Annotated in this window: 31 protein-coding genes; 14 read left to right on the top strand and 17 right to left on the bottom strand. The window is 63.7% G+C overall.

Annotated elements, in window-relative coordinates; translation table 11 throughout:
* Window positions 1-62: 62 nt before the first annotated feature.
* From FJ943_RS00585 to FJ943_RS00565, 4 genes are all read right to left on the bottom strand, one after another.
* A complete protein-coding gene (locus tag FJ943_RS00585) occupies window positions 63-1,064 on the bottom strand; it encodes an LLM class flavin-dependent oxidoreductase (protein WP_140719225.1) in 1,002 nt (333 codons plus the stop codon).
* Window positions 1,061-1,894: an arylamine N-acetyltransferase gene (locus FJ943_RS00580; RefSeq protein ID WP_140719223.1), complete on the bottom strand. Its 834-nt coding sequence runs from the start codon at window positions 1,892-1,894 to the stop codon at window positions 1,061-1,063. The genes FJ943_RS00585 and FJ943_RS00580 overlap by 4 nt, the downstream gene beginning before the upstream one ends.
* A gap of 70 nt (window positions 1,895-1,964) precedes the next feature.
* Window positions 1,965-3,134 (bottom strand): AI-2E family transporter, encoded by a 1,170-nt coding sequence (locus tag FJ943_RS00575; RefSeq protein ID WP_015314446.1) that lies wholly within the window; start codon window positions 3,132-3,134, stop codon window positions 1,965-1,967.
* A gap of 387 nt (window positions 3,135-3,521) precedes the next feature.
* The gene (locus FJ943_RS00565) at window positions 3,522-4,589 is read right to left on the bottom strand and encodes an LLM class flavin-dependent oxidoreductase (RefSeq protein WP_140719221.1); all 1,068 of its coding nucleotides are present in this window, start codon (window positions 4,587-4,589) and stop codon (window positions 3,522-3,524) included.
* Window positions 4,590-4,928: 339 nt separating this feature from the next.
* Between FJ943_RS00565 and FJ943_RS00560 the strand changes: the two genes are divergently transcribed.
* A complete protein-coding gene (locus FJ943_RS00560; protein ID WP_015314444.1) occupies window positions 4,929-5,357 on the top strand; it encodes a DUF6481 family protein in 429 nt (142 codons plus the stop codon).
* 159 nt (window positions 5,358-5,516) lie between these two features.
* Here FJ943_RS00560 and sugE read toward each other — a convergent pair whose 3' ends face one another.
* Window positions 5,517-5,831: a quaternary ammonium compound efflux SMR transporter SugE gene (gene sugE, locus FJ943_RS00555; RefSeq protein ID WP_140711719.1), complete on the bottom strand. Its 315-nt coding sequence runs from the start codon at window positions 5,829-5,831 to the stop codon at window positions 5,517-5,519.
* A 198-nt stretch (window positions 5,832-6,029) separates the two neighbouring features.
* Window positions 6,030-6,296, bottom strand: a complete 267-nt coding sequence (locus FJ943_RS29520) for a hypothetical protein (protein WP_181174509.1) — start codon at window positions 6,294-6,296, stop codon at window positions 6,030-6,032.
* Between the two features lie 71 nt (window positions 6,297-6,367).
* On the opposite strand from FJ943_RS29520, the gene FJ943_RS00545 reads away from it, so the two are divergent.
* The 3 genes from FJ943_RS00545 (at window position 6,368) to FJ943_RS00535 (ending at window position 8,781) form a co-directional block, all read left to right on the top strand.
* Complete coding sequence (locus tag FJ943_RS00545; RefSeq protein ID WP_140615238.1) at window positions 6,368-7,177, top strand: transglutaminase family protein; 810 nt, start codon at window positions 6,368-6,370, stop codon at window positions 7,175-7,177.
* 118 nt (window positions 7,178-7,295) lie between these two features.
* Entirely contained in the window at window positions 7,296-8,249 is a 954-nt protein-coding gene (locus FJ943_RS00540; protein ID WP_140711717.1) for a cation diffusion facilitator family transporter, read from the top strand.
* A 127-nt stretch (window positions 8,250-8,376) separates the two neighbouring features.
* The gene (locus tag FJ943_RS00535; RefSeq protein ID WP_140719219.1) at window positions 8,377-8,781 is read left to right on the top strand and encodes a GFA family protein; all 405 of its coding nucleotides are present in this window, start codon (window positions 8,377-8,379) and stop codon (window positions 8,779-8,781) included.
* 3 nt (window positions 8,782-8,784) lie between these two features.
* On the opposite strand, the gene FJ943_RS00530 is transcribed toward FJ943_RS00535, so the two are convergent.
* Window positions 8,785-10,041, bottom strand: coding sequence for a DNA recombination protein RmuC (locus tag FJ943_RS00530; RefSeq protein WP_140719217.1), 1,257 nt, complete (start codon window positions 10,039-10,041; stop codon window positions 8,785-8,787).
* A gap of 103 nt (window positions 10,042-10,144) precedes the next feature.
* On the opposite strand from FJ943_RS00530, the gene def reads away from it, so the two are divergent.
* The 4 genes from def to truA are packed head-to-tail and all read left to right on the top strand — an operon-like array spanning window position 10,145 to window position 12,912.
* The gene (def, locus tag FJ943_RS00525) at window positions 10,145-10,675 is read left to right on the top strand and encodes a peptide deformylase (protein ID WP_015314437.1); all 531 of its coding nucleotides are present in this window, start codon (window positions 10,145-10,147) and stop codon (window positions 10,673-10,675) included.
* Window positions 10,676-10,679: 4 nt separating this feature from the next.
* Entirely contained in the window at window positions 10,680-11,633 is a 954-nt protein-coding gene (gene fmt / locus FJ943_RS00520; RefSeq protein ID WP_140719215.1) for a methionyl-tRNA formyltransferase, read from the top strand.
* Window positions 11,630-12,136, top strand: coding sequence for an N-acetyltransferase (locus tag FJ943_RS00515; protein WP_015314435.1), 507 nt, complete (start codon window positions 11,630-11,632; stop codon window positions 12,134-12,136). The genes fmt and FJ943_RS00515 overlap by 4 nt, the downstream gene beginning before the upstream one ends.
* Window positions 12,137-12,159: 23 nt before the next feature.
* Window positions 12,160-12,912, top strand: coding sequence for a tRNA pseudouridine(38-40) synthase TruA (gene truA, locus FJ943_RS00510; protein ID WP_140719213.1), 753 nt, complete (start codon window positions 12,160-12,162; stop codon window positions 12,910-12,912).
* A gap of 32 nt (window positions 12,913-12,944) precedes the next feature.
* Here the strand turns inward: truA and FJ943_RS00505 are convergent, their stop codons facing one another.
* Window positions 12,945-13,577, bottom strand: a complete 633-nt coding sequence (locus FJ943_RS00505; RefSeq protein WP_140719211.1) for a transporter — start codon at window positions 13,575-13,577, stop codon at window positions 12,945-12,947.
* A gap of 5 nt (window positions 13,578-13,582) precedes the next feature.
* The gene (gene dapE, locus FJ943_RS00500; protein ID WP_140719209.1) at window positions 13,583-14,776 is read right to left on the bottom strand and encodes a succinyl-diaminopimelate desuccinylase; all 1,194 of its coding nucleotides are present in this window, start codon (window positions 14,774-14,776) and stop codon (window positions 13,583-13,585) included.
* A gap of 125 nt (window positions 14,777-14,901) precedes the next feature.
* Between dapE and FJ943_RS00495 the strand changes: the two genes are divergently transcribed.
* Complete coding sequence (locus FJ943_RS00495; protein ID WP_140719207.1) at window positions 14,902-15,945, top strand: 2-dehydropantoate 2-reductase; 1,044 nt, start codon at window positions 14,902-14,904, stop codon at window positions 15,943-15,945.
* On the opposite strand, the gene FJ943_RS00490 is transcribed toward FJ943_RS00495, so the two are convergent.
* From FJ943_RS00490 to dapD, 4 genes are all read right to left on the bottom strand, one after another.
* Window positions 15,845-16,621: a hypothetical protein gene (locus tag FJ943_RS00490; protein WP_140719205.1), complete on the bottom strand. Its 777-nt coding sequence runs from the start codon at window positions 16,619-16,621 to the stop codon at window positions 15,845-15,847. The two genes, FJ943_RS00495 and FJ943_RS00490, sit on opposite strands and share 101 nt — an antisense overlap.
* 69 nt (window positions 16,622-16,690) lie before the next feature.
* Window positions 16,691-17,074: a DUF805 domain-containing protein gene (locus tag FJ943_RS00485; protein ID WP_224597954.1), complete on the bottom strand. Its 384-nt coding sequence runs from the start codon at window positions 17,072-17,074 to the stop codon at window positions 16,691-16,693.
* Window positions 17,067-17,429 carry a DUF805 domain-containing protein gene (locus tag FJ943_RS00480; RefSeq protein WP_140719201.1) on the bottom strand — a complete coding sequence of 121 codons (363 nt, stop codon included), beginning with the start codon at window positions 17,427-17,429 and terminating at the stop codon, window positions 17,067-17,069. The genes FJ943_RS00485 and FJ943_RS00480 overlap by 8 nt, the downstream gene beginning before the upstream one ends.
* Before the next feature lie 71 nt (window positions 17,430-17,500).
* Window positions 17,501-18,355 (bottom strand): 2,3,4,5-tetrahydropyridine-2,6-dicarboxylate N-succinyltransferase, encoded by an 855-nt coding sequence (gene dapD, locus FJ943_RS00475; RefSeq protein ID WP_140719199.1) that lies wholly within the window; start codon window positions 18,353-18,355, stop codon window positions 17,501-17,503.
* A gap of 142 nt (window positions 18,356-18,497) precedes the next feature.
* Between dapD and FJ943_RS00470 the strand changes: the two genes are divergently transcribed.
* Window positions 18,498-19,346, top strand: a complete 849-nt coding sequence (locus FJ943_RS00470; RefSeq protein WP_140615218.1) for an LOG family protein — start codon at window positions 18,498-18,500, stop codon at window positions 19,344-19,346.
* A 101-nt stretch (window positions 19,347-19,447) separates the two neighbouring features.
* On the opposite strand, the gene FJ943_RS00465 is transcribed toward FJ943_RS00470, so the two are convergent.
* Window positions 19,448-20,152 carry a pyrimidine 5'-nucleotidase gene (locus tag FJ943_RS00465; protein WP_140719197.1) on the bottom strand — a complete coding sequence of 235 codons (705 nt, stop codon included), beginning with the start codon at window positions 20,150-20,152 and terminating at the stop codon, window positions 19,448-19,450.
* Between the two features lie 163 nt (window positions 20,153-20,315).
* Here FJ943_RS00465 and FJ943_RS00460 point away from each other — a divergent pair, with 163 nt between their 5' ends.
* The 3 genes from FJ943_RS00460 (at window position 20,316) to FJ943_RS00450 (ending at window position 22,883) form a co-directional block, all read left to right on the top strand.
* Window positions 20,316-21,077 (top strand): GGDEF domain-containing protein, encoded by a 762-nt coding sequence (locus tag FJ943_RS00460; RefSeq protein ID WP_140719195.1) that lies wholly within the window; start codon window positions 20,316-20,318, stop codon window positions 21,075-21,077.
* Between the two features lie 184 nt (window positions 21,078-21,261).
* A complete protein-coding gene (locus FJ943_RS00455; protein WP_140711699.1) occupies window positions 21,262-21,447 on the top strand; it encodes a hypothetical protein in 186 nt (61 codons plus the stop codon).
* The gene (locus FJ943_RS00450) at window positions 21,444-22,883 is read left to right on the top strand and encodes a GMC family oxidoreductase (RefSeq protein WP_140719193.1); all 1,440 of its coding nucleotides are present in this window, start codon (window positions 21,444-21,446) and stop codon (window positions 22,881-22,883) included. The genes FJ943_RS00455 and FJ943_RS00450 overlap by 4 nt, the downstream gene beginning before the upstream one ends.
* 68 nt (window positions 22,884-22,951) lie before the next feature.
* On the opposite strand, the gene FJ943_RS29515 is transcribed toward FJ943_RS00450, so the two are convergent.
* Window positions 22,952-23,119 (bottom strand): hypothetical protein, encoded by a 168-nt coding sequence (locus FJ943_RS29515; RefSeq protein WP_015314421.1) that lies wholly within the window; start codon window positions 23,117-23,119, stop codon window positions 22,952-22,954.
* 94 nt (window positions 23,120-23,213) lie between these two features.
* Here FJ943_RS29515 and FJ943_RS00445 point away from each other — a divergent pair, with 94 nt between their 5' ends.
* Window positions 23,214-23,705 (top strand): MarR family transcriptional regulator, encoded by a 492-nt coding sequence (locus tag FJ943_RS00445; RefSeq protein ID WP_015314420.1) that lies wholly within the window; start codon window positions 23,214-23,216, stop codon window positions 23,703-23,705.
* Between the two features lie 19 nt (window positions 23,706-23,724).
* Here the strand turns inward: FJ943_RS00445 and FJ943_RS00440 are convergent, their stop codons facing one another.
* Both FJ943_RS00440 and FJ943_RS00435 read right to left on the bottom strand, forming a co-directional pair.
* Window positions 23,725-24,693 carry an amino acid ABC transporter permease gene (locus tag FJ943_RS00440; RefSeq protein WP_140719191.1) on the bottom strand — a complete coding sequence of 323 codons (969 nt, stop codon included), beginning with the start codon at window positions 24,691-24,693 and terminating at the stop codon, window positions 23,725-23,727.
* Window positions 24,690-25,994, bottom strand: a complete 1,305-nt coding sequence (locus FJ943_RS00435) for an FAD-binding oxidoreductase (RefSeq protein WP_140719189.1) — start codon at window positions 25,992-25,994, stop codon at window positions 24,690-24,692. Before FJ943_RS00435 ends, FJ943_RS00440 begins: the two co-directional genes overlap by 4 nt.
* Between the last annotated feature and the right edge of the window lie 4 nt (window positions 25,995-25,998).

The raw sequence follows: 25,998 nt of genomic DNA, 5'->3' as shown, positions 1-25,998 counted from the left end.
TTGCGAAGGATACCCGCACTTAGCAGAGCATCGACGTCGGCAAAAGCTCCAGGCCGCCTGTTTCAGGCCGCTTGCGACAACGATCTATGCGCCTCGGCCAAAATCTCGAAGGAACGCACGCGAGCGGCGTGGTCTGATATCTGCGCCGTGACCATCAGCTCGTCGGCGCCGGTGCGGCGCACGAACGCATCGATGCCTTGCCGGACTGTTTCCGGTGAGCCGACGACGGCGCAGGACAGCGCCTGGCTGAGCATGGACTTGGCCATAGGGTCGAGATCCCGGTCATAGTTCTCGACCGGGGGCGGCAATTTTCCGGGCCTGCCGGTGCGCAGATTGACGAAGGCCTGCTGCAGCGAGGTAAACAGCAGCCGCGCCTCGGCGTCGGTGGGTGCCGCGAAGACGTTGAGGCCGAGCATGACATGCGGCTTTTCGAGCTGCTCCGACGGCTGGAAGCGCGAGCGGTAGATGTCCAGCGCATGATCGAGTTCCGCCGGCGCGAAATGCGAGGCGAAGGCGTAGGGCAGGCCGAGCATGGCGGCGAGCTGCGCGCCGTAGAGGCTCGACCCAAGAATCCAGATCGGCACCGTCTGGCCCTCGCCGGGCACGGCGCGCAGACGCTGGCCTTCCTCGGCCGGCAGGAAATAGCCCATCAGCTCTACGACATCCTGCGGGAAATTGTCGGCGCCGGCCTCGAGATTGCGCCGCAGCGCGCGCGCCGTGTTCATGTCGGTGCCGGGAGCGCGACCGAGGCCAAGGTCGATGCGGCCAGGAAACAGGGCGGCGAGCGTGCCGAATTGCTCGGCGATCACCAGCGGCGCATGGTTGGGCAGCATGATGCCGCCGGCGCCGACACGAATGGTTTTGGTGCCGCCGGCGACATGGGCGATGACGACCGATGTGGCCGCACTGGCGATCCCCGGCATATTGTGATGTTCGGCCAGCCAGTAGCGCTTGTAGCCCAGCCGCTCGGCGTGGCGGGCGAGATCGAGCGAATTGGCGAGCGATTGCGAGGCATCGCTGCCTTCGACGATCGGCGACAGGTCGAGAACGGACAGTTCGGTCATATACTGGTCTCCACGATCTTCTTCTCGCGCACCTGGGCCTCGAAGGCCTCGCGGTCGGGAATGGTGATGCCGAGCTGGCCTTCCAGCGTGTCGGCAAGTTCGGCGGCGGTGGCGATCTGCTTCTGCTCGGTGCGGCCATCGACGTGATGGATCGATAGGCGATCGCCGCGCAGCGCATAGCGCCGGTCGGGTGCGGCGCGGGCCGCTATGACGGAAGTGAGGAAATGCGATGCCGGGTTGTTCGACAGGAAGTAATTGGCGACGGAATAGTCGACCTCATAGTGCGGCTGCAGGTCGAAGCGATACAGCGAGCGCCAGTCGCCGCCGATCAAGGCCTGCAGGCGGAAATGATCGCCGGCCTCGACGATGCGAAATGTCTCGTGCGGCGTTTTTTGTTCCCGGCCGGGCTTCAGCAGCAGCGGCGCCGTAAGCGTCAGGCCGCCGAATCCGACGTCGGCGATATAGGTGTGGCCGTCAAGTTCGACGCGCAAAAGCATGTGGCTACGCGCCGTGATGGCGTCCTCGCTCTGACCCCAAAGCACACGCGCGGCAAGGCCGCCGACCTTGAAGCCGAGCGCCTTCAGCGCGTGCATGAAGACGAGATTGTGCTCGAAGCAATAGCCGCCACGCCCACCAAGGACGATCTTGCCCTGCAGCGAGGCGACATCCAATCGGACCGGGCGTCCCAGAAACGGATCCATATTCTCGAACGGGATCGCCTGCGGATGCAGGAAATGAAGCGTCTTCAGCGTGTCGAGCGAAGCGTGCCCGGAACCGGCATGGCCGATCCGGGCGAAATAGGCGTCGAGGTCGAAGGGAACGTCGTTCATCGGGAAGGGCACCGGGCACTGATCGGCCGGATATAGGCATTCGATCCCGCCGTCGCAAACCGTGCGCCGGTTATCCGGCTGCCGCGGCGTCCTGCTCGTCGGCTTCGTCCTCAACGACCGCGGTGTGTTGGGCGGCGAGAAAGTTGCCGACATGGCTGAGGCTCTCGAAATGATCGCAGAACACCTTGACGACGACCAGCAGCGGCACCGCCATCAGCGCGCCGACGAAGCCCCACAGCCATGACCAGAATGCGATGGCGATGAAGATCGCCACGGCGTTGATCTCGAGCCGCCGCCCGACCACCATCGGCGTCACGAACTGGCCTTCGATGATGTCGCACAAAACCAGGAAAGCAGGCGCCAACAGCGCATAGGCGATCGTGTCGAAGGTGATGAGCGCGATGACGGTGACCAGGACAAGCGTGATCATGGCCCCGACATAGGGCAGGAAATTGAGCAGGGCGGCCGCCGCGCCCCAGACCAACGGATTGGGCATGCCGAGCGCCCACAGGCCGAGGCCGATGACCGTGCCGAGGCCGGTGTTGATGATGGTGACGGTGAGCAGATAGTGCGAGATTTCCCGCTCGACGTCGTAGACGACGCGCAGCGCCCGCTTCTTTTCGGTGAGGCTGGCGAAGGACTGGATGATCTTCTCGTAGAACATCGTGCCCGAGGCGAGCAGGAACAGCGACAGCACGAAGATGATGGTCAGGCTTGTCCCAGCCGACAGGATGTTGCTCGCCGCCGACGAGAAGAAGCCGGACTGCGCTACCGCGACCTTTTGCACACCCGGTTCCTGCGATGTCTCGGTCAGCCCTTCGATCTGGTGCGCGATGTCCATGATCCTCTCGAGCGGCCGTCGCAACTGCGCCAATCGCTCGGTCAGCTGCTGGCCGATGGACGATGTGTTGTTGATGAGATCGATGACAGGCCCACTGAGCACATAGCCGGCGCTTGCGAAGACGAAGATCGACACAAGCACCAGAAGCGTCGCCGAAACCACTTCGGGAATGCCGCGCTTGCGCAGCAGCCGCACGATCGGGGTCAGCGTCAGCGCCAGCAGGAAGGCCAAGATGACCGGCATGAAAAAAGCGCGCGCGAAATAGAGCGCATAGACGGTCATGAACAGGAAGATACCGATGAGCAACGAGCGCATGAGACGCGTATCTGCACGCGCCGCCACTCGCGATTCTTCGGCTTCGGCAACGCCTGCGCCCAAAGCGGTGGGTTCGGCCTTCATCGCGATCCCCTCGGCGGGCACATCACAACTGATGCAATCCGCAGACGGAAACGCCAGCGCGGCTTCAAGGTTCCGTTAGCCGGCGCTGACGGCGTGGCCGCCTTCGAGCGGCGGCGCCGTCAATACAGCTCAAACCGACGGCTCGGCTGCAAGCGTTCCACGACTACATGCCGTGTAATTGAGTCCGGGCAGGTGGCGGGCCTGGTACGGGAGCAGGCCGGTCGGCACCCCCCAAACCGTCGCCGCCCAGGAACTGCGCATTGCATGCATGTTCCCAGCCGACGAGGCGACCGAAATCCATCATGCCGCGATGATGGATGCGGCCTTGCACCGGGCAACCCGATAGCACCCTCATCCAGGGCTCATGGAACGAGGCTTGCGGCCCCATTAAGTCCGCGCGACAGGCGCCGCCACGGTCGGCGCGGATTTCGCGGTTTCCTTGCGTACGATTGGCGCCACCTTGGTGCCGTAGAGCTCGATCGCCTTCATGATCTTGGCGTGCGGCATGGTGCCGATCGCCATCTGCAGCAGGAAGCGGTCATTACCGAACACCCTGTGCTGGGTCACGATCTTTTCCGCCACCTGCTCCGGATTGCCGACGAACAGCGCGCCGTCGGGACCACGCGACTGGTCGAAATGCGCACGCGATGTCGGACCCCAACCGCGCTCACGGCCGATGCGGTTCATCACCTCGGCCTGGGGGCCGTAGAAGTCGTCCGCCGCCTGCTCGGTCGTGTCGGCGATGAAGCCATGCACGTTGATGCTGGTCGCCAACCCCGTCGGATCGCCGCCAGCGCGCTTGGCGGCCTCACGGTAGAGGTCGAACAGCGGCGCGAAGCGCGCCGGTTCGCCGCCGATGATGGCAAGCGCCAGCGGCAGGCCGAGCGCGCCCGCCCGAGCGGCCGATTGCGGCGTTCCGCCAATGGCGATCCAGACCGGCAGCCTGTCCTGGAAGGGCCTGGGATAGACGCCGCGATCGTTGATCGGCGCGCGCAGCCTACCCGACCAGGTAACCTTCACCTGATCGCGGATGGCCAGCAGCAGGTCGAGCTTTTCGGCGAACAGCTCGTCATAGTCCTCGAGGTTGTAGCCGAACAGCGGGAAGGATTCGATGAACGAACCTCGCCCAGCCATGATCTCGGCGCGGCCGCCCGACAGAAGGTCGAGCGTGGAAAACTGCTGGAAAACGCGCACCGGATCGTCGGAGGACAATACCGTCACCGCACTGGTCAGCTTGATGCGCTTCGAACGCTCCGCCGCCGCGGCCAAAGCCACGACCGGTGCCGAGGCGGCATAGTCCGGCCGGTGGTGTTCGCCGAGGCCGAAGACGTCGAGCCCGACCTGGTCGGCAAGTTCGATCTCCTCGATCAGGTTGCGCAGCCGCTCATGCGGACCGATGGCGCCGGGACCCGGCACAGGGCTCACATCGGCAAAAGTGTAGAGGCCGAGTTCCATTTGGATGTCATCCCAGTGTGTTGATTGTTGCGCTAGGGTCGGATGATTTCAGCTCTGTTCGACCTGAAATCTGAATCCGACCCTAAATCGAAGAGATAGATAGAGCATGATATCGTCCGAAAACCGCTTTCCCCTTTTCGGCATCATGCTCCAGAGGTAGCGACGCGTCCGTCGCGCCGCCAGAGGCTGGCTGGTGAACAGTGCATGTCGATTTCGACGGAAAATGCGTCTCCCGGGTGCAACATCCCGGAATTTCATGGCTGGCATGCCGTTTTGGCGCTTGAACTCCCGGTTTTCGCGCGTATGTAAGCGTCGCGAATAGACTTCAAGGAAGTGGACTTGGCTATCTACAGGGAAAAAGACATTTTCGAGCGGCGCAATGCCGCGACCGAGGCAAAGAAGGCGCTTCTGGAGCGCTTCAAGTCAAAGCCGGCAGCAGACGATCCCGCGGTGCTGGCACGACAGGCAGAACGCAAGGCGATCCTTGCGGCTCGTGAGATCCGCGAGGCCGAGAAGGCCAAGCTGAAGCAGGAAAAGCTGGCACGCGAGGCGATTGAGAAAGCCGAGCGTGAGGCAGCAGCCGAAGCTGCGCGCATTGCCGCCGAAGAGGCAGCGCAAGCGGATGCCAAGCTTCGGGAAGCTGAAGAGAACGAGCGTATCGCTCGTTTGCTTGCCGATGAAGCCGAGCGCAAGGCAAAGCGCGACGCACGCTATGCGGCACGCAAGCAGCGCACCGGCAGGACACCGCCCGGCTTTACGGGTCGCTAACAGCGCACTCGCCTCGATGGATGATGAATGAGGGACGCGCCAAGGCGCGGCCCTTTTTCGCGCTTGTCGGTGTTGCCCACGGGAAGCCTCCCTGCATCCAGGGACGTCGATTCATGGATGTCAGCTCGGTCGATAGCGTCGGCCGGTGGACAGGGCCGTTCAGGCCGCGAGTTTCAGCCCCATGATGCCGCAGACGATCAGCGCGATGCAGCCAAGCCTGATCGCCGTCGCGGGCTCGCCCAGCAGCCAGACGCCGAGCAGCGCCGTGCCGACGGTGCCGATACCGGTCCACACCGCATAAGCTGTGCCGACAGGCAGGGTCTTCAGCGCCAGGCCAAGCAAGGTCAAACTGACGATCATCGACGCGACCGTGAGCACGGTCGGAACAAGCCTGGTGAAGCCGTCGGTGTATTTGAGCCCGATCGCCCAGCCGATTTCGAACAGGCCGGCGAAGAACAGAAGAATCCATGGCATCGGAACGCTCCATCCAGAACATCCGGCCGAAAGGTCTTCGGATGCTCAATCAAACAGTGGGCGGGCCGTCCCAACCGGATTTCGGGAAATGCGAGGTCGTCCCCGCATCGTCGATATAGGGTGTCTGAACGCCCAATCAACAATTCGCCGGCGGCATGTCGGACGCCGCCGGTGAAATCCATGCACGCTTGGCGATATCTACTTTTCCTTGATCCTCGTCGCCTTGACCGGCGGCGCCTTCAGGGCCGGAGCGGCTACAGGCTTCTTGGCGTCTTTCTTTGGTTTGCGGGCTTCCTTGCCTGCCTTCATCGCACCTTTAGCCATGATTCGTTCCTCCAGTTGCGGGAAACGGAGTGAAACAAGACAAACGCCAGACTGCAAGAGCCGAGTGCCTGCTGCCAGCGACGGCAGGCCGCTTTCAACCGGTTTTCTAATTTGCTCGTAAACCCCGGCAGTCCATGCCATGCTTGTCTTCGCACTGCAGCATCGACCCGTGCACCGCCGGGTGATCGTCAGGCAGGCCCGTCAGGACGACAATGCGGATCCATATCGGCTGCGAGATGAGCTTCGACTTTCCGCAGGAAACGCCGCTCATCGCAATGCTCAATGTCCACTATTCCCGCGCCTCCGATCTTGAGCGTCCGGATTTCCTGACCTCCAACCCGCCAGTGCCGATTGAGAGTTATCGCGACAGTTTCGGCAACTGGTGCAACCGGCTCGTCGCCCCGCCCGGGCGTTTCACTTTCGGTACGGATGCGGTGATCCGCGACTCCGGCACGTTCGAGATGGGCGAGTTGATGGCGTGGCAGCATGAGGTGCGCGACCTGCCGGCTGAAACGCTGCTGTTCCTGCTGCCCAGCCGGTTTTGCGAAAGCGACCTCTTGGCAAGCGAGGCATGGCGGCTGTTCGGCCATATGCCATCAGGCATCCCGCGCGTGCAGGCGGTGTGCGATTTCGTCCACAACCACATCGTCTTCGACTACGGCAACGCACGGGTGACGCGCACCGCCGCGGAAGCCTGGCGCGAACGGAGCGGCGTGTGCCGCGATTTCGCGCATCTTGCCGTCACGTTTTGCCGGGCACTCAATATCCCGACGCGCTACTGCACAGGCTACATCAGCGACATCGGCATGCCGAAGCCTTGGGCGAGCATGGATTTCTGCGCCTGGATGGAGGTTTATCTCGGCGGCCGCTGGCACGCTTTCGATCCGCGCAACAACGCGCCACGCATCGGCCGCATCCTGATCGCCTCCGGCCGCGACGCGGCGGATGTGCCGCTAACCCATATCTTCGGGCCAGGGTTGCTTGCGGGCTTCAAAGTGTGGACCGACGAGATCCAGGAATAGCTGGCCTTCCCGCCAGCAGGTTTCGAACACATTGAACGACCCGACGATTGGCGCGTTGTGATGGCTGTGCAACTCCGCGGCAGAGCCGCTACACTGCCTCGAAGGGGATAGAACCTGCATGGCTGGACACGGCGGCTCCAGAACGGTTATCTACGCGGCGCTCGCCGGCAATCTCGCCATAGCGTTGACCAAATTCGCCGCCGCCTTTTTCACCGGCAGTTCGGCCATGCTGTCGGAAGGCGTGCATTCGCTGGTCGATACAGGCAATGGCGGCCTGCTGCTCTACGGCATGCACCGGGCGGCACGCCCCGCGGACAGCTCGCACCCGCTCGGCCATGGCCGTGAACTCTATTTCTGGAGCTTCATCGTCGCCCTTCTGGTTTTCGCGCTGGGCGCCGGCGTGTCGTTCTACGAGGGCATCATCCACATCATGGCGCCGGAGCCGGTCGCCAACGCTAGGGTGAACTACATCGTTCTCGGCCTGTCCTTCCTGTTCGAAGGCAGCTCCTGGCTGGTGGCGCTGAAGGAATTCCGCAAGCAGAAGGGCAAGCAGGGCTGGCTGCAAGCCGTGCAATCGAGCAAGGATCCGAGCGTCTATACCGTGCTGTTCGAAGACAGTGCCGCCCTTCTCGGCCTGGCCGTCGCCTTTGCCGGCATATTGGCGGCGGAGATTTTCGAGATGCCCGAACTCGACGGCGCCGCCTCGATCGGCATCTCGCTCATCCTCGGCACGACGGCAATCTTCCTGGCGCGTGAAAGCAAGGGCCTGCTCATCGGCGAGCCGGCCTCACCCGAGGTGCAGAGGAAGGTGCTGGCGATCGTCCAGCAGGATCCGGCGGTGCAGCGGGCGAACGGCGTGCTGACGGTGCATATGGGTCCGGAAGAAATCGTCGCCGGCCTGAGCATCGAATTCGAGGACCATTTGTCGGCGCCGGAGATCGAGGCCTGTGTCGAGCGCATCGAGGCGCGGTTGAAGAAGGAGATGCCTGAGATCACGCGGCTGTTCGTCAAGCCGCAGACGTCAGGCACCTGGGAAAAGCGGCGCAAGCTGATCGAATCCGCGTCCGGATAGATTCGAGTACGAACTTTTGCGACACTGCGGTGCACTTTTCGGGATTCTGGCCTCTGGACCAGCGCCCCGCCGTTGCCTCGGGTCTCCGTGCCGCTAAAATCAGCCGATCGAAGTTGGAGGAATGACAATGAAGATCGACGGCGGCTGCCATTGTGGCGCCATCACCTACGAGGCGGAGGTCGACCCGGAGAAGACCTCGGTCTGCCATTGTACCGATTGCCAGCAACTGACCGGTACGGCATTTCGCGTTACCGTTCCTGCGACGGAGGATCACTACCGGATCACCAGCGGCGAACCGAAGATCTACATCAAGACCGTGGCGAGCGGCGCCAAGCGAACGCAGGCTTTTTGTGCCGACTGCGGCTCGCATCTCTATGCGACATCGGTCGGCGACGGTCCGAAGGTCTATGGGATCAGGGTCGGGACCTCGCGGCAGCGCCAGAACCTGGTCCCGAGACACCAGAAATGGCATCGGTCGGCGCTGCACTGGCTTCCGGAATTCGAGGGTATGACGACGGTCGAAGAGCAGTAGCGTTCAGTCGTCGCCTTCGACGACCCTCAATCTCAGCTGCCCGGTCTTTGAATCGGCAGCGCGCGGTGCGGCCTCCACCTTGGCAGGGGCGCCGCCGCGCGGGGCGTCGGGCTCGCCTTCTCCGAATTCCAGCGCCTCGATCTTCTGGCCACGCTTGGTCACTTTCGAGGTCGAGACGAGTATGTCTTCGATGTCCTTGGCCGACTGGCCGAAATGGCCCTGCAATTTGCGCACCCGCTCGTCGACACGCTGGACGTCTTCCATCAGCCTGATGACTTCGCCCTGGATCAGATGCGCCTGCTCGCGCATGCGCGCATCCTTGAGGATCGCCTGGATGACCTGGATCGACAGCATCAAGAGCGAAGGCGAGACGATGATGACGCGGGCACGGTGCGCCTTCTGGACAACCGCTTCGAAATTCTCGTGGATTTCGGCGAACACCGATTCCGACGGCACGAACATGAAGGCGGTGTCCTGGGTTTCGCCCTGGAGCAGGTATTTTTCCGAAATGTCGCGGATATGGACCTCGATATCGCGGCGGAAGGCCTGGGCCGCGACCCTCTGCAGGTCGGCGTTATCGGCGGCCCGGATGGCATTCCACGCTTCCAGGGGAAATTTGGCATCGATGGCAAGCGACGGTGCGCCGTTCGGCATTTTCACCAGGCAGTCCGGCCGGCTGCCGTTCGACAGCGTCGCCTGGAATTCGTAGGCGCCGTGCGGCAGGCCGTCGGCGACGATCGCCTCCATGCGCGACTGGCCGAAGGCGCCGCGCGTCTGCTTGTTGGAGAGGATCGCCTGCAGCTGCACGACCTGGCCGGCCAGCGACTGGATGTTGCCTTGCGCGGTGTCGATGACCGCCAGCCGCTCCTGCAGTTTCGCCAGGCTCTCATGTGTGGACTTGGTCTGCTCGGTCATGGTCTGGCCGATGCGGCCGGTCATGGCGTCGAGTCGCTGGCCGATCGACTGCGTCAATTCGGCTTGGCGGGCGCCGAACACTTCGGCGATGGCGCCCATGCGGCCCTGCATCTCGGCCTGGGATTGCAGAATGCCGGCCATCCGCGCCTCGGCGTCGCGGGCATGGTCGGCGGCTTCCGCCGCGGCGACCGCGCGCGCCTTGGCCGAGCGCCACAGCGCGATGACGAGCGCCACGAACAAGCCGAGAAACAGCAATGTGGCGACGGCCAAGACGTGGCCGAGCGTGATTGTCGAGGCGCCGAGCCGCGCGACGGGCTCCGAAAGGATGGTGCTCAGATCATTCATGTGGACAGCATAGCCGATTCGGCGGTCTGGCACAGATCAAAACGTGAACGAGGCGCAGGCGCACCGGTTGACGCCTTTCTATTGAGGTCTTAGGTGAAACGCCATGCCGATCAAGCCGCTTATCATTCTTCCCGATCCCATCCTGCGCCAGGTCTCCAAGCCGGTGGAGCGCGTCGATGCGCCGGTGCGCAAACTGGCCGACGATATGCTGGCGACCATGTATGACGCACCCGGCATCGGGTTGGCGGCAATCCAGGTCGGCGAGCCTCTGCGCATGCTGGTGATCGATCTCGCCAAGGAAGACGAAACCCCGGCGCCACACGTCTTCATCAACCCGGAAATTCTCGAAAGCGCCGACGCGCGGTCCGTCTACGAGGAAGGCTGTCTGTCGATCCCTGATTACTATGCCGAGGTCGAGCGCCCGGCTTCGGTGAGGGTCAAATATCTGGACCGTGACGGCAAGCTGCAGGAGATCGAGGCCGAGGGGCTGATGGCAACCTGCCTGCAGCACGAAATCGACCACCTCAACGGCGTGCTGTTCATCGACCACATCTCGAAGCTGAAGCGCGACATGGTGGTGAAGAAGTTCAAGAAGCTCGCCAGGGACAAGGCGCCAGGCAAGCTGGTGGGATAGGGCAATGCCCCTTCGCGTCATCTTCATGGGCACGCCGGAGTTTTCGGTGCCGACGCTGCGCGCCATCGCCGAGGCTGGCCACGAGATTTCAGCCGTCTACACGCAGCCACCGCGCGCCGCCGGCCGGCGCGGGTTGGAACTGACGCCGTCACCGGTGCAGCGCGAGGCCGGGCGGCTTGGCATCGAGGCGCGAACGCCGGCATCGTTGAAAAGCGAGGCCGAGCAGGCCGCTTTTGCCGACCTCGGCGGCGATATCGCCGTGGTCGTCGCCTATGGATTGCTGTTGCCCAAGGCAATTCTTGACGCACCCCGGCTTGGCTGCGTCAACGGCCACGCATCGCTTTTGCCGCGCTGGCGTGGCGCCGCGCCGATCCAGCGCGCCATCATGGCTGGAGATACCGAGACCGGCATGATGGTGATGCGCATGGAGGCGGGGCTGGATACCGGCCCGGTGGGACTGGTTGAAAAATGCGCCATCGGCCCCGATATGACAGCCGGCGATCTGCATGATCGGTTGATGAGTGTCGGCGCTGCCCTGATGGTGGAAGCGTTGGCGCGGCTGGAACAGAACACCCTGGCATTTACCGCGCAGGCGGCCGAAGGGGTGACTTACGCCAGGAAAATCGATAAATCCGAGACGCGCGTGGAGTGGACACGGCCCGCGGCCGAGGTTCACAATCACATTCGTGGCCTGTCGCCGTTTCCCGGCGCCTGGTCCGAGATTCAAATTGGCGGCCGTATGGAACGGCTGAAACTGCTTCGCTCGACACTATCCGAAGGCGTGTCGCCTTCGGAAGATTTGGGCGAGTCGGGAGGAATTCTCGATGACCGGCTGACAGTCGCCTGCGGAAAAGGCGCGGTCAGGCTGGTCGAAGTTCAACGTGCGGGCGGAAAGCCCGCCGCCGCGTCGGAATTCCTGCGCGGAGCCAAGATCGAAAAAGGACTGAAATTCTCATGAGCATGATGTCGATACGCGCGGCGACGCCGCGGGACCGCGAGGCCATCCGCCTCGTCGAGGAACACGCTTTCGGCCAGCAAACGGAGGCCGGACTGGTCGACGCGTTGGTGACCGGCGGTGACGCCGTCGTCGAACTGGTGGCGGAAGAGGACGGCCAGGCCGTCGGCCATATCCTGTTCTCACGGCTGTTCGTTCAGAGCGGCGGCAAGAGTTTTGCCGCCGTGGCGCTTGCGCCGCTGGCGGTGGAGCCTTCCTTCCATGGCAGCGGCATCGGCGGCGCGTTGATCCGCGAGGCCCATATTCGGCTCAAGGACGCCGGCGAGACACTGGCCGTCGTGCTGGGCGATCCGGCCTATTACGGCCGTTTCGGCTATAGCCACGCCCGCGCAGAAAAGTTCGAAAGCGAATACCAGGGCGAGGCGCTGCAGGCGCTGGCCTGGGGCGAAGCTCCCGAATCCGGCAGGCTGGTCTACGCCTCCGCCTTCACCGCTCTCGCCGCCTAGGCGGGGGCGTATAGCCGACCGGCATGCCGCGTTTTCGCCTCGATATCGAATATGACGGCAGCCTGTTTGCCGGCTGGCAGCATCAGGCCGACCAGCCTTCGGTGCAGCAGGCGATCGAGCAGGCGATCGAGAAATTCTGCGGCGAGGCGGTCCGGCTGCGCGCCGCCGGCCGCACCGATGCCGGCGTGCACGCGACCGCGCAGGTGGCGCATGTCGACCTTGCCAGGGCGTGGCCCGACGACAAGGTGCGCGATGCCGTCAATGCACACCTGCAGGCGGCCGGCGCGCGCATAGTCATCCTGAAGGCCACGATCGTCCCGGACGATTTCGATGCCCGTTTCTCCGCCATCGGCCGGCACTATCTCTACCGCATCCTCAACCGGCGGGCGCCCTCGGCGCTGGAGAAGGGTAAGGTGTGGTGGGTACCGAAGCGGCTCGATGCCGCCGCCATGCACGAGGCGGCGAAGCTCCTGCTCGGCCGGCACGACTTCACCACCTTCCGCTCGACGCAGTGCCAGGCCAACAGCCCGATCAGGACATTGGAGCGGCTCGATGTGAGCCGGGCGGGCGATGATCTGATCGAGGTGAGGGCATCGGCACGATCCTTCCTGCACAACCAGGTGCGCTCGATGGTCGGCTCGCTGAAGCGGGTCGGCGACGGCGGCTGGACATCGGGCGACCTCAAGGCGGCGCTCGAGGCGCGAAACCGCGCCGCCTGCGGGCAGGTAGCGCCGCCCGACGGGCTTTTTCTCATCGGCGTCGATTATCCCGGGTAGAACCCTGGTTCTCCCGGGTAGAATCCTGGTTTCTATCCAGGATAAAGCCCGGAAAGGCTCTGGGCCCCGACATCGTCCGGCCCGGAGATGCCAAGCAGCATCTGCAGTCCGAACAGCACCAGCAGCGAAGCGACGAACATGCCGACGAAAACGGCGGTGCCGAAGGCAGCGCCCCTGCCGATCGTCGCGTTGGTCATACGCCAGGTCAGCACCATCGACAGGGAAAATAACAGCAGCGATACAAGGCTCGAGACCTGGCTTGCCGAGGACAGGAAAAGCCTGATCAGCGCCGAAGGCAGCATCAGCCAGGCGGTGATCGCCGAGGCCCAGTTGCTGGCGACGACATAGTGGACGAAGCGCCCGCCGATGCCGGCGCGCCGCGCCACCAAGGCGAGCGCCACCAGCGGCAGTACCCAGGAGCCGATATCGACCGTCGCCAGTCGCACCAGCATGCTGAAGCGGCCGGCGAAGGCATCGGGATCGCCGATCTCGTTGGCGATGCCCACCCAGCCGACGATCAGCGCCGGTGCCGCGACGATGATGGCGAAGAACGAATTCCAGAAGCCGTCGGCCGTGAGGTCGAGCAGGCGCAGGCCGTCGGCCTTGCCGAGCATCAGCCGCCAGGCGCCGGTCAGCGAAGCTTGGGTTTCGTCCGCCGAAAGCATGCTGATCAGCCCTGTCCGAACCAGTCGTCGATGAAGCGCTGGTAGATCCGCGTCAGCGTTTCCAGATCGGCGATGGCCACGCGCTCGTCGACCATGTGCATGGTCTTGCCGACCAGGCCGAATTCGACCACCGGGCAATAATCCTTGATGAAGCGCGCATCCGATGTGCCGCCGGAGGTGGATAGCGCCGGCTTTTTGCCGACCACCGCCTTGACCGAGCCGCTCAGCGTCTCGACCAGCCTGTCGTCGCGGGTCAGGAAGACGTGGCTCGGCCGGTCGCGCCAGACCAGCTCATAGTAGACTGGCGTCTTCTTGCCCGGCCGGTATTTCTTGCGCCCAGCCGCCTGATCGAGGCGGTTGTGGATTTCCGCCTGGACCGTCTCGGCCGTCCAGCTGTCGTTGAAGCGGATGTTGAAGGTGGCGGTTGCCTTGGCGGGAATGACGTTGGTGGCCGGGTTGCCGACATCGATGGAGGTCACCTCGAGGTTGGTCGGCTGGAAATCCTTGGTTCCCTTGTCGAAGACGGGATGCAGCAAGGCGTCCACCAGGCTCATCAGGCCGCGCACCGGGTTGTCGGCAAGCTGCGGATAAGCGGCATGGCCCTGGCGGCCATTGACGGTGATGCTACCCGACATCGAGCCGCGCCTGCCGATCTTGATCATGTCGCCGAGCGTGTCCGGATTGGTCGGCTCGCCGACGATCGAGGCGTCCCATTTCTCGCCTTTGGACGCGGCCCATTCGAGCAGCTTGACCGTGCCGTTGATGGCAGGCCCTTCCTCGTCGCCGGTGATCAGCAGCGAGACCGAGCCCTTCGGGCCACCATTCGCCTCGACGTGGCGCGCCACCGCGGCGATGAAGCAGGCAATGCCGCCCTTCATATCGACCGCGCCGCGGCCATACATATCGCCGTTGGCGATATCGGCGGCGAAAGGCGGATGCGTCCAGGCGGCTTCGTCGCCGACCGGCACCACGTCGGTATGACCCGCGAACATCAGATGCGGGCCATTGCCGGAGCGCCGTGCATAGAGGTTCTCGATGTCGGGCGTGCCGTCTTCGGAGAACACCGGCCGATCGACCAGGAAGCCGAGCGGCTTCAGCATCGCCTCCAGCGCGCTCAGCGCGCCGCCTTCGGCTGGTGTCACCGAGGCACAGCGGATGAGAGAGGCAAGGTTTGCGGCGGGGTCAGTCGGCAGCGTCATGGCAAAAGCGATAGTCGAAAGCGAATGGCCTGTCACGGCCAGACATAGGGCCAAGCCAATGGCCGACGATACCGCCGACATTATGGTTTTCATGTCGTATAGTTCTGGCTGATGCGGAGTAAGAGATGGCAAACGGCAAAAAAAGGATCGTCATTGCCGGCGCCGGCAGCATTGGCTGTTATGCCGGCGGCTGCCTGGCGCTCGCCGGGCGGCGGGTTGTCCTGCTTGCCAGGCCGCGCATCGAGGCAGCGCTGCGGCAGGGCGGATTGCGCGTCAGCGACCTCGAGGGCCGCGATCGCCTGATCAAGCCGGCAGAGCTTGTCGTCACCGCCGATCCGGCCGCGTCCTTGCCGGCGGCCGATGTGATCCTGGTCACCGTCAAGAGCGGCGCGACGCGGGAAATGGCGGCACTCATCAAGGCCCATGCCCGTCCCGATGCCGTGGTGGTGAGCCTGCAGAACGGCGTCGACAACGCCGACAGGCTGCGCGCGGCGCTTGGCCCGCGAACGGTGCTGGCTGGCATGGTGCCGTTCAATGTCGTGCAATCAGCCGATGGAGAGCTGCCGTTGCGCGTCCACCGCGCCAGCGACGGCAAGGTGATGGTCGAAAAGGGCGATGTCGGCCTTGCCGACCTTCTCGACACCGAAGGCCTGGCTGTCGAAACGCGTGGCGATATGAAGGCCGTGCTGTGGGGCAAGCTTCTGATGAACCTGAACAATGCGCTGGTGGCGCTGTCGGGCCTGCCGCTGGCAACCGAACTCGCCGACCGGCGCTGGCGGCTGATCCTGGCCAGCCAGATCGACGATGCCTCGCTGGCGATGAAGGCCTCCGGCATCGAGCCGGCGCGGATCGCCGGCCTGCGCCCGACGCTGCTGCCGAAGGTGCTCAGGTTGCCCGACTGGCTGTTCAAGCTCCTGGCGCGGCGCATGCTGGCGATCGATCCCGAGGCGCGCTCGTCGATGTGGGACGATCTGCAGCGTGGCCGGTCGACCGAGATCGACGACTTGCAGGGCGCTGTTTTGCGGCTCGCTGAAAAAGCCGGTACGCCGGCGCCGACGGTCCAGCTTATCAGCGCGCTGGTGCGCGCGGCGGAAGCCGAGCGGCTTGGCTCGCCAAGCCTGGTGCCGGAGAAGGTTGTGGCGCCGCCGTCCGGCCGTCGATCAACGTGATCTTCTGCCAGATCTTGCGCGACAGGTTGGACGCCAGGTTCTCGATGTCGTTGACGCCGTCGACGACGACGGCGTCATTGACGGATTGCGCGAACAGCGCCGCGATCTTGCCGGTGATCGACAGCATTTCGGAGCAATAGTCGAGATAGCGCGCGAGATCCGCGGCATTGGTGAGACGGGCCGGCGAATGCGCCGTCGGCTTGAAGCTGGCCGACAGCGCCGCCGGATCCTTGGTCAACTGGTGCATGTCGATGACATGGATCAGCGATCTGAGGCCGTGCAACTGGCGAAACACCTGCTTGCGCTTGATGCGCTCCTCGGTGCGGATCAGGGCCAGGAAGCCGAGCACGGCGAGGATGATCATGTTGATCGTGGCTTCGATGCCTTGCACCGACTGGACCGCGTCGTCGGCCTGGGAGATGTGAATGAGCGGCAGGATGGTGCCGACGAACAGGAAGATCAGCGCGCCCGCGATGACGGCGGCGACGATGATGCCACGCAGCCACCAGATAGGCGCTTCCAGGGCCTTGGCGGCCTTGGCCAGATCGCGCGACAGCGACACAAGTTCGGCGGCAACGCCGCGCAACCCGGCCTCCGGAAAACGGTCGGCCACACGCCCTTCCAGCCGCTCGGCGGTTTCGATGATCAGTTTCGGATCAAGCGTGCGGTAGCGCATGGCGATCCGATCGGCCCCCTAGGGCATGATGCCGAAAAGTGTGAAGCGGTTTTCCGACGACGTCATGCTCTATTTCTTTGATTCTGCCGGCTCGTTGGTGCGCCGGCCATAACGGTTGGGTCCAGGCTGCCCTGGAAACAGGCACAACACAAGGAAGGCGACGATCGAGACGACCGGCACGAACAGGATCAGCGCGGCGATACCCGGCTTGTCGAGGTCGTGCAGCCGCTTCACCGCCAGCGCGATGTTCGACCACAGCGAGGCGATGAAGGCGATGAAGAAGATGAACGACCACATGTTGCTCTCGGCCGAACCCTCCGGCACCAGCGTGAAGCGGTACAGCGGAAATGCCTGGATGATGGCGACGAGCAACCCGCCGAGAAAATAGGCCGCGCGGCTGACGCGGCCCGAGGTCTTGAGGAAAAGCCAGTTGAGATCCGATCTTTCAGGCAAGCGGGTCCGATCCATATTGATTGGCACCCCTGGTGCCTTCGAGAATGCCGAGTTCGACCAGCAGCCAGATGCCACCGATGACGGGTACGAAGCCTATCAGCGTCCACCAGCCCGACTTGTTGCGGTCGTGCCAGCGTTTGGCATAGAGGGCAATCGCGAAATAGATCGATGCCAGCGCGAAGAGGATGCCGATGATGCCGATCTGGGCACCGCTGGCCGTGGTGAAACGCGTGCCGAGGATCGCATCGAGAATGAAAGCAATAGCGCCGATAACGATGAATACGCCGATGCCAGCCCAGAACTTGCCCCGGTTGATGCGGCCATCAAAGCTTGTGAGCAGATATTTCCAGTCCATGTCACCCCTCCAGTTGAACGGCGCGACCGATTGTCGCGCCGGGCGGAAGGTGCGCCTGCCCGGCGGAAAGATCAATCGCGCAGCAATTCGTTGATCGAGGTCTTGGACCGGGTCTTGGCGTCGACCCGCTTGACGATGACGGCGCAGTAGAGACCTGGGCCCGGCTCGTTGTTTGGAAATGCCTTGCCCGGTAGCGAGCCGGCGACGACCACGGAATTCGGCGGCACCTCGCCATAGAAGATCTCGCCGGTGGCGCGGTCGACGATCTTGGTCGACTGGCCGATGAAGACGCCCATGCCCAGAACCGAGCCTTCGCGCACGATGCAGCCCTCGACCACTTCGGAACGCGCCCCGATGAAGCAATTGTCCTCGATGATGGTAGGGCCGGCCTGCATCGGCTCCAGCACGCCGCCGATGCCGACGCCGCCCGAAAGGTGGACGTTCTTGCCGATCTGGGCGCAGGAGCCGACCGAGGCCCAGGTATCGACCATGGTGCCGCTATCGACATAGGCGCCGACATTGACGAAGGACGGCATCAAAACCGCGCCCGGCGCGACATAGGCCGAACGGCGCACAATCGACGCCGGCACGGCGCGGAAGCCCGCCTTCTCGAAATCGACGGCGCCCCAGCCGTCAAACTTGGACGCCACCTTGTCCCACCACACGGCCTCGCCGGGGCCGCCCTTGATGATCTCCATCGGATTGAGCCGGAAGGAGAGCAGCACCGCCTTCTTCAGCCACTGGTTGACATGCCACTTGCCGTCGGCCTGCCGCTCGGCTACGCGGGCGGTGCCGCGGTCGAGCAGGTCGAGTGCCGACTGGATGGCGTCGCGCACCTCGCCGCGGGTCGCGGTCGAAATGGCGTCGCGTTCCTCGAAGGCCCTGTCGATGGTCTTTTCGAGGCTCGCCAGATCGGGCTTCGACATGAATTTGCTCCATTACCAAGCTGTTAAGGGCTGCGCCTTAACCTGTTTAAAAGTCGCGCGGACCCTATGTTAAGGTGGAATGGGGGTCAATCGCGCCAGCGTCATGGGACGGCGCAAGTAAAGGAATGGACGGGTGGATTCGATGACTCCCATGGAAAAGGCGGGATGGACGCCGCTGCCGCACTCGGATGAGGATCTGGAGCGGTCGAAAAGCGTGCCGGACACGCCGCAAACGCGGGCCGAGACCTACCGCCTGGCCTGGAACGATCCCGACTTCATGACCCGGCGCGAGCTGCGCGCCGTCAGGCTGCAACTGGAACTGCTGAAGCCGGAAATGATCCTCGCCGAGCGCGGCATTCGTTCGACCGTGATCCTGTTCGGCGGCGCGCGCCTGCCGGAGCCCGGCGGCGAGGCCTGGGCGGCCAAGAACGAGACGCAGAAGAAGAACCTTGAGGAAAACAGCAAATATTACGAGGAGGCGCGCAAATTCGCCCGCCTCTGCTCGCAGCAGTCGGCCACGTCATATTATCGCGAATATGTGGTGGTGACCGGTGGCGGTCCGGGCGTCATGGAAGCGGGAAACCGCGGCGCCGATGATGTCGGCGCGCCGTCGATCGGGCTCAACATCGTGCTGCCGCACGAGCAGGCGCCGAACCCCTATGTGACGCCGGAGCTCTGTTTCAACTTCCACTATTTCGCCATCCGCAAGATGCACTTCGTCATGCGCGCCAAGGCCGTGGCGGTGTTTCCCGGCGGCTTCGGCACGATGGACGAGTTCTTCGAGACGCTGACGCTGATCCAGACCGGACGCATGGAGCGCGTGCCGGTGATCCTGTTCGGCAAGTCCTTCTGGAAACGGGCGATCGACCTCGACTTCCTCGCCGAGCAGGGCACGATCAGCCCGGGCGACCAGGACATCATCGATTTCGTCGACACAGCCGACGAAGCGTGGGGCATCATCAGCCGCTTCTACAAGCTAGGGAGTGAGTGAGTAGGCAGTGGGAATTAGTGAGTAGGGATTAGTCAGTAGTGAGCGAGCGAAAGGTGTGCTCCTCCACTACTCACTACTCACTACTCACTACTCACTACTCACTACTCACTACTCACTATTCCCGTCAAAAATTCCGCGAGATCGTCGGTGACGTAGTCGACGTCGTCTTCCTGCGCCGGGTCGCGTTCCCAGATTTCCGAGAAGGTCGGCTCGAAATTGCGCGGCACCACGAGAACCGTGGTCATGCCCAGCGACTTCGGCACGGCCAGGTTGCGGGCGAGGTCCTCGAACATCACCGCATTGTGGCCGGTGACGGCGTGCAGTTCGGCGAACTTCTCGTAGGTCTGGCGCGCCGGCTTGGGATTGAGGCCGGCAGCGACGATATCGAAAATGTCGTCGAAATGGTCGAGGATGCCAAGTTGGCGCGCGGTGCGCTCGGCATGCCTGCGGTCGCCATTGGTGAAGATGAACTTGCGGCCGGGAAGCTGGCGGATGGCGGTGCCGAGGACGGGATCGGGCACCAGCCACGAATAGTCGATGTCATGGACCTTCTCCAGAAAGTCGTCGGGATCGATGCCGTGGCGCGTCATCAGCCCGTTCAGCGTCGTGCCGTATTCGCGATAGAGCTCCTTCTGCAGCTTGCGCGCCTCCTCGCGCGGCAGCGCCAGCAGTTCCCCGACATAGGCGGTCATCTTGACGTCGATCTGGGAGAACAAATTCGAGTGATGCGGGTAGAGCGTGTTGTCGAGGTCGAACACCCAGTCGGTGACATGGGCGAAGCGGGCGGGATCGGGAAGCCTGGTCATGCGCTCCTTATGGCATGAAACAGGGATTCTGAAAGGGACTTTATCCACAACTTATGCGCGTCGAGAGTGGCGGAAATGGCCTCACGATTCAAATTTTAGCCATCCCGGAAAGGTGGCCTTCAGGGCTTGCTGGCACAGAGACAAGTCCTGTGGGGAGCCCGCGATGAACAGCATTATTCTCAAATCCGCCGCCATCGCCTTCGCCTCCGTCGCTGCCTCGCTCCTGCTGACATTGATCATAGTCCCAGCGATGGGATTCCCGGTCACGCGCACGATCTGGCTGACGTCGACGGTCTGTCCGCTGGTCCTTGCCTGGACGGCATGCGCCGGCACGTTCTGGCAGAGCGACAGGTTGAAAAATGCCCATCGCGAATTGGCCCGTGCCCATGCCCAACTCGCCGCGGCGCACCGCCGCCTGGCGGAAAAGGCGAGCCGCGACGACATGACCGGCATGCTCAACCGGGAAAGCTTCTTTGCCGCGCTGGACGGCTCCCGGCGCAAGTCCGACCGCGGCGCGCTGCTGATCATCGACGCCGATCATTTCAAGAAGATCAATGACAATTTCGGTCACCTGACCGGAGACGACGCGCTGCTGTTGATCGCCAGCGCCATCGAGCGCGGCGTGCGCAGCGGCGACGTGCTCGGCCGGATCGGCGGCGAGGAGTTCGGCGCGTTTCTGACCGGAGCCACGGAACAGGAGGCCAAGCGCGTTGCCGAACGAATCCGTCGCGAGGTCGAGCTGATCCGCTTCCGGCCTGTCGATGAGCGAACCATTCCGTTGACCGTCAGCATCGGCGGCACCGTGTGCGGCGAGGATGTCAAGGTATCGGACCTGATGCGCGCCGCGGACCGGCGCCTCTACCAGGCCAAGCATGCGGGCCGCAACCTGACGATCCTCGATACCGACATTTCCGAAGCCGCATGAGCGGGTCGGCCAGCACACCCGGCCGGTTAAGAAATCTCTAACCCTGTTTGCATCCGGTTGTGCCGCTTGTCAGGCTTTTTACCGCCGTGAGGCCATGCTTGGCACGATACTGGCTTCCGTGACGATGCGTGTGCCGTTCGGGGAACGTCATGCGCGCATCGAAGCCCCAGCCGAGAGGCCTGTCATGAGTTTCTTCATCAAAAAAATGCCGCGCCGCACGCTCGTGCAGGCGCTGATCGCCCTGCCTGCCCTGTCGTTGTTCCGCAAGCTGCCTGATGCCGACGCCATCCATGGCGGTTCATCCCGGGCCGATCCCGACGAGATCGTCGAGGTCAATGGCTGGATCCTGAAGCGGAGCGACCTGGCATGATCTTCGACAGCTACGACGCGTATCGCGCCGCCAATTTCGCGCCAAAGGTCTGTGTCCTTGGTTCCGGCCCCGCCGGCACCACGATCGCCAGGAAACTTGGCGCGGCCGGCATCCCGGTCGTGGTGCTGGAAGCCGGCTCGCGGGAATTCAGCGACGAGTCGCAGGATTTCTACCGCGGCACGACGGTCGGCGATTTCTACTTCGATCTCGATATCACGCGGTTGCGGTTCATGGGCGGCAGTTCCAATCACTGGGCCGGTTGGTGTCGCGTGCTCGACAAACAGGATTTCGAGCCGAAAGCCTGGGCACCCGACACCGGCTGGCCGATCCGGCGCGCCGACATCGAACCCTATCTTGCGGAAGTGCGCGATATCCTCGACCTTCCCGATTTCCGGCCAGATGTGCCGATCTCGGACGACATTCGCTGGGTGCAGCTGATCAAGAGCCCGGCGGTCCGGTTTGCAGAAAAGTTCGGCGACCAACTCGACCAGAGCAAAAACATCGCCGTCGTGCTCAACACCTACGCCACCGAGCTTGCCGGAGATGGCAAACGCGTGACCGGCGCCAGATTATGGTCCAACGGGCAGGACGCCGGCCCGTTCAGCGCCGACTATTTCATCGTCTGCACCGGCGGACTGGAGAATTCCCGGCTGCTTTTGTGGTCCAACCGGCGCTCCAACGGCGGCGTCGTGCCGAACGCGACGGCGCTTGGCCGCTACTGGATGGAGCATCCGACCTTCGAGGGCGGCAATGCCATCCTGGCCGACTATGGCGCGTTCGAGGTCGATGCCGTCAAGGAGGCCTTCTTCTCGCCGATGGCTGCGGCGATGGAACGGCTCAAGATCATGAATTTCGGCATCAGGCTGATCGAGACTCCCTATCCGGGCGTCAAGAGCCTCATCGCTGATCTTGCCTGTACGGCGCCGCACATGGCGGAATGGGTGTCGGGCAAGCTCGACCAGAACCTGCGTTGCGCCGCTCAGCTTTATGTCGCCTGGGAACAGGCGCCGCTGGCTTCGAACCAGATCGAGCTGTCGAAGACCGAGGTCGACCATGCCGGCGTGCCGCGCATCGAACTGCACTGGAAGAAATCGGAACTGGAACGCCGCACCCTTCTCGAAGGCTTAAGGCTGTTCGGCACGACGCTTGCCCAGAAGAACCTGGGCCGGGTGCGCATTGCCGACTGGATCTCGAAGGGCGACGATTATCCGACCAACGAAGAGACGGCGGGCCACCATCATATGGGCGGCACGCGCATGGGCACCGACGTCACCAGGAGCGTGGTGGACGCCAACTGCAAGGTGCATGGCATGGACAATCTCTATGTCGGCGGCTCTTCGGTCTTTTGCACGTCGGGACAAGCCAATCCAACGACGACGATCACCGCGCTCGCCTGCCGGCTGGGTGAGCACCTGAGCAAGGTGGTCACGGTCTGAGCGCAGTCGTCGTCCCTGCTCGGATCACCACCCGTTCTGCCGACGCCAAGGATGGCGCCGGCAGAGGCTCAAAAGCCGTAGAGGGCGATGCGCACCAGCACGGCGGCGGCGGCGAGCGACACCAGCAGGATGCCGAGGCCGATAGGCGATCCCCAGCCGTACCATTCCATCGCCAGCTTCGCGTATCTGAACTCTTCCTCATGCGAGAGAGGCGTACGCTGTTGGATCAGGCTCATTTTCCACTCCTCGTTGGCGGCCGCCCCTTGCCTATCGCAAGCCGTGGCCGCATATTGCTATAATGGTCTAAATGTTAGACAGATTGATAATTAGATGATCGAACTAAATTCGTCAAGCGGAGATCGCGCCGAACTGACCGCCGCGATCGGCCTTGCCATCATGCAGTGGCAGGACGCGACGCAGGCCTATGACGATGCGGTAGGCGCGAGACTCGGCCTCAACATGGCCGAGCGCCACTGTATCGGACTGCTGCATGGCGGCCCGCAATCGGCCGGCGCGATCGCGGCCGCGACCGGGCTGACGCCGGCCGCGGTGACCGCGTTGATCGATCGGCTGGAGGCGCGCGGTCTCTTGACGCGCACGCGCAGCCTCGAGGACAGGCGCAAGGTGGTTATCGAGGCAACGGAGACAACACGGGAGCTCTCGGCGCGCTATTACGGCGCCATCGCGCGGGAAGGTGAAAAGCTCATTGCCACGTTCGGCGACGCCGAGCTTGCCACCATCCGGCGGTTCGTCACCGCCGCGCTCGAGCTGCAGCGCGACCAGCTTGTGCGGCTGAAGGCCGAGGCACCGCAGCCGCGCTGATTTTAGGCGTCAAACCTACCTAGCGGTCCGATCGGCCGAAGCGCCGTTCGAGATAGGCCTGGCCGAATTCCAGCGCGATCGACAGGATCCAATAGATCATCGAGGCGGTGATCAGCATCTCGATATGGCGGAACTCCGTCTGGCCCATCGTGCGGGCGAGATACATGATCTCCCAGACGCCGACGACCGACACCAGCGAGGAATCCTTCAGCATGGCGATGAACTGGTTGCCGGTCGGCGGGATGATGACGCGCATGGCCTGCGGCAGGATGACCAGCGCCATGGTCTGGCCGGGGCTCAGGCCGAGCGCCGTGGCGCCTTCGCTTTGGCCGCGCGGGATGCTTTCGATGCCGGCGCGGAAGATCTCGGTCATGTAGGCGCCATAACACAGCGACAACGCAACGATGCCGGCCGGCACCGCGCCGATCACATAGCCGACCTGCGGCAGGCCGAGATAGATGATGTAGATCTGCATCAGCAACGGCAGGCCGCGAAACAGCGACGTGTAGAAGGTGGCCAGCCCGTAGACGATGCCGTTGCCGGTCAGTTTGGCGATGGCCCCGATAAGCGCGATGGTCGTTGCGATGAGAATCGAGATCGCCGAAATGTAAAGCGTCGTGGTGACGCCCTGGGTGATCAGGAAGCCGACCTTCCTGGCAATGAAGGCAAAGGAGAGGTCGAAGGAATAGAAGAACAGCATCAGCAGCGCGAACAGCTCGATCCAGACGCCGGCGATCTGCTGGCGTCGGGGCAGGAGCAGCAGCAGCTTGCAATTCACCAGAACCAGGAGCGCGATCAACACGGCCGAGAGGGCGCGCGACAAGGCTGGATTGGCCTGCAACCAGTCGGATGCAAGCGGCATCACCGAGCCGATCCAGCTCGACTTGATGCCCATGGCGTAGAGGGCCGCGGCCAGCAGCGCGGGAAAAAGCGCTGCCGCCGCGTGGCGGGCAAGCGCTGGATGGGAGAGCATCAGCCTGCCGATCATGCCGTCACCTTGTCCTTGGTGGTGGCGCGGCGTTCCCGCCACCAGTCCTGCGCCTGCAGTTTCCAGTAGGTGAGCTGCGCGGCGGCAAGGCCACCGGCGCCGCCGGCCCAGCTCAGTCCGAACGGCGCGAACTGCCGATACCGGTCCGAAGCGCCCAGAATGCCCTCGGCGACAATTTTTCCGGCAATCGCCGTGGTGTTGAGGCCATGGCCACCAAAAGCGGTGCAGTACCAGACGCCTGATTGCATCTCCCCGATCTGGGGCATCAGATGCCGGGCATAGGACATCAGCCCCGACCAGGCCAATTCGGTCTTGAGGCCGGCGAGCTGCGGGTAGGTGCCGACCATTTCACGGCGCAATTCTCGCGCCAGCGCGTCGGCGGAAGCGGCACGCGTGGTGATGCGCCCGCCCCACAAAAGGCGATTGCCGCTCTCTACCAGACGATAATAGTCGCCGGCCCGCCTGTTGTCGCCGACGGCATCGGTGGTGGCGACGGCTTGCGCGATGAGGCGGGGAGCCGCCTCGGAAACCATCACATAGGTCGCGATGGGCAGAAAGGCGCGGTAGAGCTGGCCGAACACCGGGCCGGTATAGCCGCCGGTCGCGAGCACGATCTGGGGCGCCCGAAGCGTGCCCTGGCTCGTGCGCAGCGTCTTTTGCGGTCCCGACAGGTCGCATTGCACGACCTCGGAACTCTCATGGATCTTGCCGCCCAGCCGCTCGATCTCGTCGGCCAGGCAACGCAGATAGTTGAGCGGATGGATGTGAAAGGCGTTCGGGTCGCGCAGGCCTTGGTGGTAGCGAGCAGACTTCAGCACCGCGCGCACGTCTTCGCCGCGCAGATATTGAAGCTCGTAACCATGGTCGCGTGCCATCTGGTCGGCATAGGCCTTCAGCGCATCGCCGCCGTCGTAGCGCAAGACGCTGAGCAGGCCGGCACGCGGCTGGGCGGCCGATATTCCGAGCGCTTCGATGGTGTCGCGCACGAAGTCCATGCCTTCGATCGACAGCCGGTGCAGGTCGCGCGCTGCCTCCCCGCCGACACGTGCGGCGATAGTGTCGCCGCCGGTGGCGAAGCCGGGTGTGACGAAGCCGCCATTGCGTCCCGAAGCGCCGAAACCAACGACCTGGGCTTCCAGCACGACGACGTGCAGTCCGGCGCGCGCCAGTTGCAGCGCTGTCGTCAGCCCGGCCAATCCGGCGCCGACGACGGCCACGTCACATCGCGCCTCGCCTTTGAGCGGGGGCCGCGTCTTCCGGTCGGTCAGGGTGCGGGCGTAATAGGTGTCCGGATAGGCCATCGAC

The sequence above is a fragment of the Mesorhizobium sp. B2-3-10 genome, from assembly GCF_006442275.1.
Classification (GTDB): domain Bacteria; phylum Pseudomonadota; class Alphaproteobacteria; order Rhizobiales; family Rhizobiaceae; genus Mesorhizobium; species Mesorhizobium australicum.
Note: the sequence above shows the minus strand (reverse complement) of the source record. Positions and strands in the feature narration are given on the sequence as shown.

Bases quoted from the DNA above. Each gene is read 5' to 3' on its own strand.
- FJ943_RS00585 (WP_140719225.1), bottom strand. From the start codon at position 1,064: ATGACCGAACTGTCCGTTCTCGACCTGTCGCCGATCGTCGAAGGCAGC.
- FJ943_RS00580 (WP_140719223.1), bottom strand. From the start codon at position 1,894: ATGAACGACGTTCCCTTCGACCTCGACGCCTATTTCGCCCGGATCGGC.
- FJ943_RS00575 (WP_015314446.1), bottom strand. From the start codon at position 3,134: ATGAAGGCCGAACCCACCGCTTTGGGCGCAGGCGTTGCCGAAGCCGAA.
- FJ943_RS00565 (WP_140719221.1), bottom strand. From the start codon at position 4,589: ATGGAACTCGGCCTCTACACTTTTGCCGATGTGAGCCCTGTGCCGGGT.
- sugE (WP_140711719.1), bottom strand. From the start codon at position 5,831: ATGCCATGGATTCTTCTGTTCTTCGCCGGCCTGTTCGAAATCGGCTGG.
- FJ943_RS29520 (WP_181174509.1), bottom strand. From the start codon at position 6,296: ATGGCATGGACTGCCGGGGTTTACGAGCAAATTAGAAAACCGGTTGAA.
- FJ943_RS00545 (WP_140615238.1), top strand. From the start codon at position 6,368: ATGCGGATCCATATCGGCTGCGAGATGAGCTTCGACTTTCCGCAGGAA.
- FJ943_RS00540 (WP_140711717.1), top strand. From the start codon at position 7,296: ATGGCTGGACACGGCGGCTCCAGAACGGTTATCTACGCGGCGCTCGCC.
- FJ943_RS00535 (WP_140719219.1), top strand. From the start codon at position 8,377: ATGAAGATCGACGGCGGCTGCCATTGTGGCGCCATCACCTACGAGGCG.
- FJ943_RS00530 (WP_140719217.1), bottom strand. From the start codon at position 10,041: ATGAATGATCTGAGCACCATCCTTTCGGAGCCCGTCGCGCGGCTCGGC.
- def (WP_015314437.1), top strand. From the start codon at position 10,145: ATGCCGATCAAGCCGCTTATCATTCTTCCCGATCCCATCCTGCGCCAG.
- fmt (WP_140719215.1), top strand. From the start codon at position 10,680: ATGCCCCTTCGCGTCATCTTCATGGGCACGCCGGAGTTTTCGGTGCCG.
- FJ943_RS00515 (WP_015314435.1), top strand. From the start codon at position 11,630: ATGAGCATGATGTCGATACGCGCGGCGACGCCGCGGGACCGCGAGGCC.
- truA (WP_140719213.1), top strand. From the start codon at position 12,160: ATGCCGCGTTTTCGCCTCGATATCGAATATGACGGCAGCCTGTTTGCC.
- FJ943_RS00505 (WP_140719211.1), bottom strand. From the start codon at position 13,577: ATGCTTTCGGCGGACGAAACCCAAGCTTCGCTGACCGGCGCCTGGCGG.
- dapE (WP_140719209.1), bottom strand. From the start codon at position 14,776: ATGACGCTGCCGACTGACCCCGCCGCAAACCTTGCCTCTCTCATCCGC.
- FJ943_RS00495 (WP_140719207.1), top strand. From the start codon at position 14,902: ATGGCAAACGGCAAAAAAAGGATCGTCATTGCCGGCGCCGGCAGCATT.
- FJ943_RS00490 (WP_140719205.1), bottom strand. From the start codon at position 16,621: ATGCGCTACCGCACGCTTGATCCGAAACTGATCATCGAAACCGCCGAG.
- FJ943_RS00480 (WP_140719201.1), bottom strand. From the start codon at position 17,429: ATGGACTGGAAATATCTGCTCACAAGCTTTGATGGCCGCATCAACCGG.
- dapD (WP_140719199.1), bottom strand. From the start codon at position 18,355: ATGTCGAAGCCCGATCTGGCGAGCCTCGAAAAGACCATCGACAGGGCC.
- FJ943_RS00470 (WP_140615218.1), top strand. From the start codon at position 18,498: ATGACTCCCATGGAAAAGGCGGGATGGACGCCGCTGCCGCACTCGGAT.
- FJ943_RS00465 (WP_140719197.1), bottom strand. From the start codon at position 20,152: ATGACCAGGCTTCCCGATCCCGCCCGCTTCGCCCATGTCACCGACTGG.
- FJ943_RS00460 (WP_140719195.1), top strand. From the start codon at position 20,316: ATGAACAGCATTATTCTCAAATCCGCCGCCATCGCCTTCGCCTCCGTC.
- FJ943_RS00455 (WP_140711699.1), top strand. From the start codon at position 21,262: ATGAGTTTCTTCATCAAAAAAATGCCGCGCCGCACGCTCGTGCAGGCG.
- FJ943_RS00450 (WP_140719193.1), top strand. From the start codon at position 21,444: ATGATCTTCGACAGCTACGACGCGTATCGCGCCGCCAATTTCGCGCCA.
- FJ943_RS29515 (WP_015314421.1), bottom strand. From the start codon at position 23,119: ATGAGCCTGATCCAACAGCGTACGCCTCTCTCGCATGAGGAAGAGTTC.
- FJ943_RS00445 (WP_015314420.1), top strand. From the start codon at position 23,214: ATGATCGAACTAAATTCGTCAAGCGGAGATCGCGCCGAACTGACCGCC.
- FJ943_RS00440 (WP_140719191.1), bottom strand. From the start codon at position 24,693: ATGATCGGCAGGCTGATGCTCTCCCATCCAGCGCTTGCCCGCCACGCG.
- FJ943_RS00435 (WP_140719189.1), bottom strand. From the start codon at position 25,994: ATGGCCTATCCGGACACCTATTACGCCCGCACCCTGACCGACCGGAAG.